6 protein-coding genes and 1 pseudogene are annotated in these 11,563 nt (G+C 33.7%); 1 reads left to right on the top strand and 6 read right to left on the bottom strand.

Features of this window, described 5'->3' with window-relative positions:
* Positions 1-207: 207 nt before the first annotated feature.
* A complete protein-coding gene (locus tag ACFO5Y_RS06270; RefSeq protein ID WP_197105277.1) occupies positions 208-372 on the bottom strand; it encodes a hypothetical protein in 165 nt (54 codons plus the stop codon).
* A 162-nt stretch (positions 373-534) separates the two neighbouring features.
* Positions 535-849 (bottom strand): hypothetical protein, encoded by a 315-nt coding sequence (locus tag ACFO5Y_RS06265; protein ID WP_197105276.1) that lies wholly within the window; start codon positions 847-849, stop codon positions 535-537.
* A 430-nt stretch (positions 850-1,279) separates the two neighbouring features.
* Here ACFO5Y_RS06265 and ACFO5Y_RS06260 point away from each other — a divergent pair.
* A pseudogene (locus ACFO5Y_RS06260) lies at positions 1,280-1,390 on the top strand (DALR anticodon-binding domain-containing protein); the annotation flags it as partial.
* A 72-nt stretch (positions 1,391-1,462) separates the two neighbouring features.
* Here ACFO5Y_RS06260 and ACFO5Y_RS06255 read toward each other — a convergent pair.
* From ACFO5Y_RS06255 to ACFO5Y_RS06240, 4 genes are all read right to left on the bottom strand, one after another.
* Positions 1,463-2,458 (bottom strand): hypothetical protein, encoded by a 996-nt coding sequence (locus ACFO5Y_RS06255; protein WP_197105275.1) that lies wholly within the window; start codon positions 2,456-2,458, stop codon positions 1,463-1,465.
* 145 nt (positions 2,459-2,603) lie between these two features.
* Complete coding sequence (locus tag ACFO5Y_RS06250; RefSeq protein ID WP_231606974.1) at positions 2,604-2,885, bottom strand: ZIP family metal transporter; 282 nt, start codon at positions 2,883-2,885, stop codon at positions 2,604-2,606.
* An 899-nt stretch (positions 2,886-3,784) separates the two neighbouring features.
* Positions 3,785-8,860 carry an LPXTG cell wall anchor domain-containing protein gene (locus tag ACFO5Y_RS06245; RefSeq protein ID WP_197105273.1) on the bottom strand — a complete coding sequence of 1,692 codons (5,076 nt, stop codon included), beginning with the start codon at positions 8,858-8,860 and terminating at the stop codon, positions 3,785-3,787.
* Between the two features lie 1,360 nt (positions 8,861-10,220).
* The coding region (locus ACFO5Y_RS06240) for an exo-beta-N-acetylmuramidase NamZ family protein (RefSeq protein ID WP_380706380.1) at positions 10,221-11,563 on the bottom strand (1,343 nt) is incomplete at its 5' end.

Raw genomic sequence — 11,563 nt, 5'->3', positions numbered from 1 at the left:
AATTCACATACTTCATACGCATAAGCTGGTAATGGCTTGAGCGCTACTTGTTCAAATTCCTTAAATAATTGAAGACGGCTTCCTTCTTTCTTTTGAAACGGCTTGGCATTGAATTCATCCAAGAGCTCCAGTAAATAGTGGTTGTATTCATCGATACTGAAACATTGATAGTTGCGCATACGACCGATAATATGCGTTGTCAGGTGTTTAACATGATTTTTCTACAGCTGCTTTGTCCATTGGATGGGCAACGCGTGTTGGTACAATAATCGTTTGATAGTGATTCGCCATATCCTTATCTGTTTGGTTTAGAAGGAGCTCCTGTTTGGTATTTTTAGTAACATTTGAGCGAAGATTATAGGGTGTTAACAACGTGGGAACGCCTTTGAAGTAGTCAAATATATGTATGTGGGATTCAGTCCACCTTGGTAATTTTTGATTGATACATGATTGAGCGTAAGAATAACCAATAAACGGTAGGGTTCCCAAAAATAACTAGCCATTGATGAATTCCCCAGTCAATGGATCAATCCATTATGGTCGTTTACCTGTCCAATCCACTTGAACTTGTTCTCCCGCTTCGTGATGAAGAACATGACTAAAACTCATTTTAGATAAGTAATCATTATAGTGCTTCTTAAATTGGGTTAACTTATAGTAGATTTTATGATTGAATCGAGCTTTTTGCGCGTATTCTTCACAAAGCAGTTGCATCGTCACGCTTGGCTTTGCGAGCTCTTTCGATAATTGTTTGTAGTCTGGCATTGTATAATAAGAAACAGGTTGATCCTGTTTCTTACTATACAATTGGAACATAGTCTCTAATTCATTACTGGACCATTGAGTCACTTCTTCTAACGTCAACTCCTTTTCTTATGCGATTTTGAGGATTCGAGTGACGGCGTTTCGACCAGAAGAGACGAGTTTAGCGATTTGCCTGAAGCTAAATCCAACTTCATATAACCGAAGCATTTCTACATAATTGGACATGATGCCACCTCCATAGTATTTTGTGAGTTTCGCTCACGCATTAGTTGTACCACGGTGGCAATAAAAAAGAACCACAGAGTGGTTCAATCATATCCTACGTGATGGCTCTTTGAGAGCGACGTATCCAGAAAGTCACAAACCACACTCCAACAAAACTTATATACAGACTATTATCACATTCAACCTTATTCTATCTTCATACTCAAAAAAATTATGTCATAAACAAATTTTTATAATTTTATTTTTTATGACATAATAAATCTAAATATTTATTAAATATATTTTCTAATTGGATGATTCACCTGAACGAGAGAGTCGTTTAGCCTTAGTGTATGCCGTTGCCTTAATGCTTGAAGAAGATTTAAGAATTTTAGGTGTCCAAGCACCGGATGAAATGTAAATAATAGACATAAAAAAAGAGTGCTCTTCTCTGCTTTGCTGTAAAGCAGACAAATGAGCACTCTTTTATTTTTTACTGATTTGGCCAGTCATGGTGATCAATCATAATGATTTTTTGTAGCTGATGTCGTTTGTCTTCGTATTCTTCCATATTTTTTTCATAGTCTTCTTGACGATTTAAAGGGATCCTTGTCTGTTCTAAACTGGATAGTTCAAGTTCTGGCGGATTTTTATAATAATCTTCAAAAAGATTGCCATAACCATCGCTAGAAGTATCTATAAAATTATTAATACTTTTTACTGTTGCATCAACTAGTGTCGTATTCACTAATCTTTCAGTTTTTATCCCATATCTGAGAACCAGTACAGAGTCATAGAGCACTGCTATCGCTACCGTGGTTGCTTTTTCAATATCCTCACTGTGGTAGTATTGAAGCAAAGGAAAAGCTTGAATTTGTAGTGTATATTGAGTAATTTGTGAATTTAAGTCAGCTAAAACGTCATCCAGCTGATTAAAATTTTTCCCGTTCCATATCGTTTGCAAAAAATCTACACTGCTTTCTCCAATTCCCATAATATTACGTGCAAGTGTCCTTTTTTCAACCACTGCACTGACAATGGAAAGGATATAAGAAGCCCCAAAAGTGAGCATCAACATGCCTATTCCGGAAAATAAAGCGGTTGTTATTTGAAAAAAAGTGGTTTGAGGTGTAAAGTCGCCGATCCCTAATGTAAACACCACAAAGCCGCTGTAATACGGTAATTGATACCAAGTAATGGATTGACTAGAAGAAGAATGAACAATGGCACCTAAATCGCCAGCGAAAAAGACCGTTGCGCCAAACCAGAGGAGAAAGAACCACGTAAATAATGTAACCGTGAGAATTAAAGGACCAGAAATATTCATCAGGTTCTCCTTACCTGATTTTAAAATTCTACGCCAGATGCCTGTAGTTAATCGGTCCGTTATCCACCCCGCTCCCCCATCTACCCATAAAGTGGTCCAAATAATATCAATCAGCGTCACAATAATAATCGCTGCACCAAGAACATACAAAAGATATGACATGAAAATTCCTACTTTCTATTCACTGTAGTCTTATTTTAAAACAAGTCGTTCACAATTTATAATGATAGCCTTTAGAAAATAAAAAGAAGGACTTTTCTCTCCTATTTCATTTGCAGAGAAAAAAGACCCCTTTAATTGTTATTTCTTAACCAAGCGCCACATCTAAAGTCATCATAATCGCAAAACCAAGCATAAAAGCCATGGTGGCTACTTCACTATAACCATTGTTTTGCGAATTTGGAATCAGTTCCTCCACACAGACAGAAACCATTGCTCCAGCGGCAAACGCTAGCGCATAAGGTAAAACAATGGTGATTTGCGTGACTAGCCAAGCCCCGACAGTTGCTGAAATAATTTCAACCAAGGCACTGGCTTGTCCCATATTAAAGGCATGTCCTTTTGTATTTCCTTCAGCTCGTATCGGCATGATTATAACGTTTAGTTAATTTCTTTAAATCCTCAATATAGCTCTCAATTAACACACGGCGCTTAGTGTGATAATCTGTCTCGCGTTTTCGATATTCTCGATCAATTAGGTAGCCTACCTCACCATATATTGAGACAGATAACCTTCAAACACCGATGAGATTCAATCGAACTATAAATTCTATAGGATTATTCGTTCCGTAACTTCTGATTATTGCGTCACTAATATCTATAAGTTCAAAAGTAGCATGCGAAACTGTCAGCATCCGGCCCACACTCGCATTAGAATAGGGATTACATGCTTCCCATAGTTCATTAAAATTCCACTGACTAGAATCATTCAATTGAAAATACTTAATAGTTCTACGAATTGAATAAAATAAACGCGTCAACAACTCATTAATTACTACAGGAATGGTTTGACTAGTCTGAAATCTAACATCAAATCCTTTTCGATATATATGAAGAGTAACTTCATTAATAGCCTGATCAAATTCAGCTGCATTAATTCTCAGTTTTCTTTTTATCGCAATAATCTCATTAGTCCACGTTAATAAAGAAGATGGAATCCCCATACCTCAATTTGTGTTATCTCAGCTTCAGAGGCTAAAAGTTCTGATTCAATACTCAAATCCTTCTTGAGACTCTTCAATCTCAACAATTAATTTATTATCTAAAATAATAGCTTCTTCCATATCAGCACCTACCTTTGTCTTTTATTTATCCAGAATATTTAATTTAAAACTACCACTCATGCAATATTTAAACCCCAAGTGATGCATTAAGTCTAATTATTCAAGGTGATAATTTCTTAGTTGTATCTAAAAAAGCCAGCATGAATTAATCACACTGACTTTAAATATCACCTAAAACAAATATGGACGATACATTATTCAGATCTTATTCTGTCTCTTCTTTCCTACTCGTAATCAACCCTAATCCAAGTAATACAGCTGCTGCTGAACCTGCGAACCATAAGTTACTATTATTCTCGCCTGTTTGAGGTAACATAACACCAGAGTGGTTTATAGAAACTTCTTCTGGGAATAAACTATCAAGATCTAAAGAATCGTTAGCATCAGAGTCTGATTTACCAGAAGTTTCTGAATCGTCATCTTCATCAACTTCAGAGCCCTCAGTAACATCTGGTGCATTAGGAGTTGGAGTTCCACCATTACTTGGATTGTTTGGCTTAACTATTGGTGAACCTCCCACATTATTGTTATCAGTTTCAGTTTCTTCGTCCTTATCATCTTCTGATGGATCAGAATTGTTAGATGAGTTTTCACCTTCCGAAGCTTCATCCGAATTATCGTCCTCATCCTCATCTGGTATTTCTTCATCCTCAGTTTCTTCTGGATCTCCATTTTCTTCCTCATCTGGAGTATCATCAATTACTTCTGAATCCTCATCTTCATTATCACCAGGTAATACAACTCCTTCATCATCAGGAGAATCAACCTCCTCGTCAACTTCTGCTACACCGTACTCAATAATTGTTGCAGTAGCTTCTTCGATAACTTTTTCAAATAATATCTCTGAATCCCATTGTCCTTTTGAAGGATTGACTGGAGCATGTGTAACTAATACTCGACCTTCTCTACCCATACTAACAATCCTAATTTCTCCCACTTTTAAATCAGTAGTAGGAATATAAACATCCGGTAATTTAGGCGTATATTGAATATAATGGGACACAAAAGTATTTCGTTCTGATTCATCATTTTCATCATCAAATTCTACACCTTGATAATTTTCAGGTAAATATTTATTTATCACTTCAAGATTATCTAATTGGCCTTCCGTTAATGAAATACTATTATCTATATTTTCTATTTCACTATTTTTTTCATTTATTTGATTAAATAGAATCCAATTACCTTCATCAGTTAGATCAATAGTTTCTGCCTGATCTAGTAAATTAGATAGCTCTTGTTTAAGATTAAATTTTATATTACTCAGCTCGTCTAATTGATTTTGATAGAACTGATGTAACTGATTAAACCTTAAAACTTCATCCGTTAGCCATGGTTCATCTGATTGTTGCCCTTCATCTAACAATTCAATTATTTTATTGTAATTATCAAAATCAACCTTTATTTTATTCATTGCGTTTAATTCCAAGTTTAAACTATTTATCTTGTTGTTATAGTTTTCAATTTTTGCAAACATTCCATCTATAACTGTATTCATGTAATTCAATTCATTTTCATCATAAGGGTTACGACCATAAAGACTATTCATTATTTCGTACAGGTTATCCAATTCCATCTCATATCTATCGATTAAATTTTGTTTCTCGTCAAAAACCAATAAAGTTTCTTCCATATTATCGACAGTAATGCCTAACTCTTCAAGAGCTTTAGCTAGCTCATAGTCACGTTTTTCAGCAATGTTTTGTCCTGTCTGACTATTATGAATTGGAGGATTATTGAAGTAGTCGAATAAGGAGGTTCTTTCTTCCTCCGGTTCTTCGATTGGTTGCTCTGGGTTCTCCGGTTCTTCGTTTGGTTGCTCTGGATTCTCCGGTTCTTCAACTGTGTTTCCAGGTCCATCTGCCAAATAAGATTTTATTTCATTTAATTTGTTTAATACTTGTTGTGTACTATCAATTTCTGCATTCATAGAGTAAATTTCATTTTGCTTTTGAGTAATTTGATTCAAAATACTATCTAATATTTCCTGAGGGAGATTGTTACTATCTAATCCTTTAAATATTATATTTAATTCATTATTAAGATTATTTCTCACACTAATCTGTTCACTTAATTGGTCTTTGTAATGTTGTTGAACTTCTTCGATACTATTGGAACCTTCGTTTTCGAGATCTTCTAGAATATTCTCTTCAATCAAGAAAGCAATACGACTATTATAAGAATCAAACGTCCAAATCATATTTTGGAAATAACTATATTCTGAGATCAATTTATCTGAATTAAAGTAATTATTCATACTCATAGATTCAATGGCCTGTTGAATTAATTGATACTCTTGCCAATCTATTATTCCATAAGAATATTTTTGATAGTAATCCTCTCTTAGCTTAGATAATCTAGTATTTTCTTTAGAATAGTAATCTACTTGACTATAAATGTCATCCATCATAGCAAAGAATTCTTCTAGATTCTCTTCTTCAACACCTAGATTTCTTAAGTAATACTCAATCTGTTGGTCACGAGCATTAGCAAGTTTCTGTCCGATTTCACTATTATGCACAGGCGTGTTCTTGAAATACTCTGCCCACGGAGTTCTTCCGTCTTCTTCAGGATTTTCTTCAGGATCCTCTTCAGGTGCTTCAGGCAACTCTTCTACCGGCACATAATTTCTGATAGTTTGGAACATATGAATTATAGATTGTAATTCGTTATACTCATTGTTAAGAGTATTAATTTCATATTTTTTCTGGTTAATTTCATCAACTAATCTATCTATTGCTTCAGGAGAATAAATATTTTCAACTAATTGACTGTATAACTCTGCTAATTCAGTATTTAGTTGATTTTGTAAATTATTGTTTAAGTTTAATAATTCATTATTACTTAGATACAACTCATCAAAACTATTATTACTCTCATGATCAATATCTTCTAAAATATTTTGATCAATTAAAAAGTCAATGTAACGATTAAATTCATCATATCTATTAACTAAATTGTTAAATCGATTCAATTCCGAATCCAATTCATTTCTCTTATTTTCATTAACCCAAATTTTATTCTGAATAGCATCTTGGATAATATAATAATCATCCCAAGTTATTTCTCTAGCGTAAGCTTTATTATTATAATCATTCATCATAGTATATAATTTAGAAATTTCTTGATTATATACTTCAACATCACGAGTCATCTCATCTATAGATATTAAGTAGTCGTTAAAGCTATCCGCTTCAATTCCTAGATTTTCTAAATAATCTACTATTCCTTGGTTACGTATTTCTCCAAGTTTTTGTCCTATAGTACTATTGTGAATAGGAGGATTTTTGAAGTACTCTGTCCATGAAGTTGTCTCTTCTTCTGGTTCTTCTGGCGCCTCATCAATCGGAAGGTAATTCTTGATGGTATCAAATTTATTTATTTTATCTTCTAGTTTGTATCTTTCTGTATTTAAAGAACTGATTTCAGCTTGTTTTTGAGTTATTTGTTTTAGGATTTTTTCAGCATCATCGGATGTAAAAATATTTTCTTTTAATTGATTAGTTAGGTTATCTATCTCTAATTGAATACTATTGCTTTGTTTAATATTTGAATTTATTAACTCTTTGTAATTCAAATATACATCATCAAAGTTATTAGATCCTTCAACCTCTGCATCTTCCAAAATATTCTCTTCGATTAATAAATTGATGTAGCTGTTAAACCTATCAAAATTATTCACAAGAGCGTTAAAACTATCAAGTTTAGAATGTAAATCACTTGATTGACTGTCAATATCCCAAATTAATTGACTGATAGAATCTTCAAGCAAATAGTATTCTTGTGAAGTTAGTAAACCTTTATAATAGTAATTATCATGATATAATTGTTTAAGGTTATCTAACTCTAATCTTTGTTCATTATTTGATTCAATCTGATTTCTAATATCCTCTATATTAGTTAGGTACTCATCAAATTGAATTTCCTCTAGACCATTGTTTTTTAAATGGTTGTCTATCAACTTATCACGAAACTCATCTAATATTTGTCCAACTTCACTATTATGTGATGGTACATTATTAAAATAATCTTCCCATGAAAATTCTTCTTCAACTGGATCCTCAGGCCAAGGACTATTATATTCTCCCGGTATATATGAGATAAATCTTTCATAACTAGACATGTTATTATGTATTGAACTTAATTCAGATTCTAATTCAGATTTTTCATTTCTCTTAGAACCCATTTGAATAAGGTAGTCTTCCATTGATTCAATAGAAAGACTATTCTCATTTAACAGTTCTCTTATATCCGTTATTTCAGCATCAATAGTTGAAATATTATTTTGGACAGTACTTTGGGAACCTTTTAATTTTTGATAATTCTCATTAAATAATCTGGTTTCTTCATCAGGAGAAACATTTTCAATAATTTCTACTGTCTCTAAACCTTGAATCAAATTATTATAATAATCAAGATTACTTTGAATATAAGAGAATGAATTAACACGATCATTTAAAGTATATCGTTGATTTTGGTAATCATAAACTTTAGTGTGATATGCAGATAAAAAAGTATTGTACTCTTCAGCAGATATTTGATTATTCCACCAGAGTGTATCGTACTTACCATATAAATCACTTAAGTTTTCTTCTAAAACTTGTGTTTGTTGAAGTTCTACATCTAAACTCTCAAGATATTCATAAAATACTTCCGGTTTATTCGGATCAAATCCATTATTTTTCAAATGTTCAGCAAATTCATAATCGCGTTGATCAGCAATGTTCTTCGCTGTTTGACTGTTATGTTCAGGGAATTGTTTTTGTCCGCTAGTTACAGCTTCTGGAGAATTTTGAGTTTCGAAGGAAGTTGCTACTAGTTTATCTTCTGCAACTTCAGTACTTAGATTTTCTACTGGTTTCAGTTCTTCAGTAACATCAACTTCAATAGAATTCTCAAATTGCATATTATCATCAGATTCTGCTTCTATAATTGTTTCAGATGCGTCATCAACTTTATCAGTTGACTCTTCAGCCTCCACCTCTTCCACAATAGCAGATTCTATAGCTTCAGAGATTACATCACCTTCAACTACTTCATCCAAAACAGCCTCATCTTCTTCAATAACAGCTGTCTCTTCCTCCACTACTTCCTCAACTACAGGAAGAGCTTCTTCGAACACTACGACTTCTTCAACTATACTTTCAGTGACAACCGCATCATCTTGTGCTTTGACATCTTGTGAATTTGCCATTAAGGCCAAACCTGCGACAACTAAGAGTGAACTAGAGCGAAACATTAAGGAATTCTTTAAAGATTTCTTACCCATACTACTACTCATAATATATTATTCTCCTAATTTATTATTAATAAATATATTATATACCTTTTTTAATAAAATTAAAGAAATATTTAAAAATATTATCGTGATATACTATTCCAAATTCTATATACAAATACTTTAATTATAGCTATACCAAAGTTACTCAATCTATATAAAATATTATAAATTTTCAAAATACTAGCGCTATTATGATAATTTAAAATAAGTAACATTATACTTGTCATACTAAATTTCAAGCATCAATGACTGACTTAATTACACTATATTAGATTGTCAAATGAATATGCTATGAATGAAACCATTATAGTAGGACGTATAAAGGAATCTCAGATTAACCAATAAAAACCACCCACTAGCAAATGAGATCAAAGACTTGTATGTTGAAGTATTGGAGAGTATAAGAAATTCTAAGAAATAGACCTGTGTTAAATTATGATGTATAGCAATGAATGGTTGATGGAGTTTGAATTGAAATCGCTCAGTAGAAGTTACTCTGAACAAAAAAATGATTCCCCTGGTTCTGGAAATTACTTTTTTTTAGCCCTCTAAAGGACTTCGTGTGGTGCTGATATAATTTGTTGGGTGAGTGATTCAATTCAGAATAATAGGTGAATTAATACAATTTATGAGTACATCTACCCATATATCACTAAATCCCTAATGCGAAGATTAAGATAATCTATTCGCGCTTTGGGTCCGCCTTTTAATTCTCCTTACTAATTGAGTGTTGCGAAGGATTTCACACATTAAGTATTGTTATAGCCTGCCTAAAGTTTCTGCTACTCTGAAAAATTTAAGCCGGACTCCAAATGCGAATGGATAAAATCCATATGGATATTGATTGCCTTTGTTTATGAATTAGACAGATTCCGTGCTAGTGTAGTTTCTTTCCTTCATATTAAATTCAGGGATGGAAATGATTCATAGAAAAACAATACACAGATTAAGTCAAATAGTCCGTTTTTAAGGGTGCGCTACACACTGGACACGCCTCAATATTCTTATATCAACTTTAAACCCACAACAATCCACACCCTCTCCCACCAAACGCAAATATACTTGGCCGATTCAATCATCCATCCCAAGCTGAATATTACATTATGGCGGAGTCAGCTACTAAATAATATTCAATAAAAGTTGTGACAACTATTTCTCTAACTAGCAATCCAATAAACTTAATATTTAAAATTTTATTGAAACTCATAAAATTACTTTATTCAATCATCTCTGGTATTATTGTAACCATTTCTATAAAAATTCATCTATATTATGTCTAGGGCGACTTCCTTTGAGTAAAAGCATCCTTACGTAAAAAAAACTCCCAAGATTCATTTCTAAGGAGGTGCTCGCATATATTCTATTCTTCTTCACCACTTGGGTAGATAAGATATTCTTCACGTGTTGATTTAAATGATGATAATTCTTCGTCCCATTTTGCGATGATTTCTTCCACTGGCAGACCTGCTTTCAAGTCCTCTTCAATATACGACTTACCAGTTAATTTAGCTAGCCATTGATCTTCTCGCCACTCAATCTCATCTGGGTATAGATTATTCAACACTTGAATCATAGATAGACCAGTATAAAGTGGATCATATTCTTCACGGTCTGTCACATAAACTTCAACGCCTTCAACGAGCTTCCCTTCAAGCTTTTGTCCAGGAGCGGGAGTAAAGGCAGCTGCTCTGAATTTAACACCACTTAAGTTAAGGTCATTCAATGCTTGGGCGTATTCCTTACCATTCACAAAGTCTGATCCAACTAATTGGAATGGTTTTGTTGTGCCTCGGCCTTCGGAAACATTCTCGAATGTCTCAAAAAATCCGGTAATTGGATAAACATCTATACTATCGGTTGTTGGCATATTGGGTGATGGCATCACGAATGGAATATCTAGGTCAGCATAATATTCACTTCGGTCATAGCCTTGCATTTCAACCACTTTTAGGTCCACACCTAAATCAAATTCCCCATTAAAATACTGAGCCAACTCTCCAAAAGTCATCCCGTGAACTAACGCCAAATCCTTTAAACCAACAAAAGAAGAATGCTCTTCTTCAACTACCACTGGACCAGCAACTAAATCTCCGCCTAACGGGTTCGGACGGTCAAGTACGACCACTTGCTTCCCTTCTTCAGAGGCTGCTTCCATAATATTATACAACGTCCAAACATAAGTATAATAAGTTACCCCCGCATCTTGAATATCAAAGACGAGTAGATCCACATCTTTTAACATCTCTGGACTTGGTTTACGTGTCTCCCCGTATAAACTATATACCGGTAATTCTGTCTCTGGATCCGTATAAAATTCAACATACTCCCCCGCTTCAGCATTCCCACGAACCCCATGTTCTGGACCATATAAAGCGGTTAATTCAATCTCAAAATATTCAAATAACAAATCAACAGTTGTATTTAAATCCTGGTCAATTCCAGTAGGATTCGTTACAAGCCCCACTCGCTTTCCTTCAAGTAAATCTTTGTGATCAGACAACAACATTTCCAGACCAAACTTGAAATCTTCTTCAGCCTGCACTACTAGTAAGCTATTAGTTAGAAGTGACAAGCCTAACACAAATACCCCTAACACCTTCAAAATACCTGACATACTTACTTTTCTCTCCATATGTGTTTTGCAATAGAGAAGTACATAGTTTTGCAACGAAAAATACACAATGTTGCCACCCAATAGTTTCC

It is taken from the genome of Ruoffia tabacinasalis, assembly GCF_042652985.1.
In the GTDB taxonomy this organism is placed as follows: domain Bacteria; phylum Bacillota; class Bacilli; order Lactobacillales; family Aerococcaceae; genus Ruoffia; species Ruoffia tabacinasalis.
This window is presented reverse-complemented; position numbering and strand designations above follow the sequence as displayed.

Bases quoted from the DNA above. Each gene is read 5' to 3' on its own strand.
- ACFO5Y_RS06255 (WP_197105275.1), bottom strand. From the start codon at position 2,458: ATGTCATATCTTTTGTATGTTCTTGGTGCAGCGATTATTATTGTGACG.
- ACFO5Y_RS06250 (WP_231606974.1), bottom strand. From the start codon at position 2,885: ATGCCGATACGAGCTGAAGGAAATACAAAAGGACATGCCTTTAATATG.
- ACFO5Y_RS06245 (WP_197105273.1), bottom strand. From the start codon at position 8,860: ATGAGTAGTAGTATGGGTAAGAAATCTTTAAAGAATTCCTTAATGTTT.